General features: G+C 76.9%; 1 pseudogene. It reads left to right on the top strand.

Features of this window, described 5'->3' with window-relative positions:
* Positions 1 to 29: 29 nt before the first annotated feature.
* Positions 30 to 688: pseudogene (locus tag ND748_RS33305) on the top strand (GGDEF domain-containing protein); the annotation flags it as partial.

Below are 688 nucleotides of genomic sequence, written 5' to 3'. Positions count from 1 at the left end.
GTGTGGACCGACGGCCCCGGCCGTGCCGGGTGCTGCCGCGGCTGGTCGGGCGCGGCTGGATGCTGTGGCGCGCGCCGCGGGCGGTCGTGCGCCGGGTCGTGGGGGTCACGCTGTGCTGGGCGGTTTTGGCCGGCGTCGCTATCGTCGGGCTGCGGCCGCGCTGGGCCGACGTGCTCGCGTTCGCAGCGTTCGTCGTCCTCGGTGGATTCGCGGTGGTCGTGGCCGGGCGGCTGGGGGCCGACCTCACCGTCTTCCCGGCCGCCCGGCATGACCTGCTCGCCACCTGGACCGTGGCGGTCGCCGTGCTGCTGCCGCCGTTCTACCCGACCGTGATCGGCCTGCCGCTGTGCTGGCTGGCCGGCCGCGCCGACCCGATCCGCCCGCCGCACCTACGGATGTTTCATGCCGCGGCGCTTGGCATCGCCGGCTTCTGCGCATCCAGCGTGCACCTGCTGCTCAGCCCGACCAGGGGACCCTTCACCGTCGAGGGCCTGGTCGGCTCGGGCTCCGCGGCGCTGGCGTTCCTGGCCGCCGTGGCCGTGTACCCGCTGGTTGCCGGTCTGCCCGGGGTCGGGATGACCCGAGCGGGCCGGGGCGACGGCCTCGACGCGTGGCTCGGGGGAGCGCCGTCCGGCGCCGACGTCCACGGCCCAGCCGGGCTGCCCGGCGCCGACGTCCACCGCCCGGC

The sequence above is a fragment of the Frankia sp. AiPs1 genome, assembly GCF_023716945.1.
In the GTDB taxonomy this organism is placed as follows: Bacteria; Actinomycetota; Actinomycetes; order Frankiales; family Frankiaceae; genus Frankia.
The sequence above is the reverse complement of the archived record's forward strand: the minus strand, read 5'-3'. Positions and strand labels throughout refer to the sequence as shown.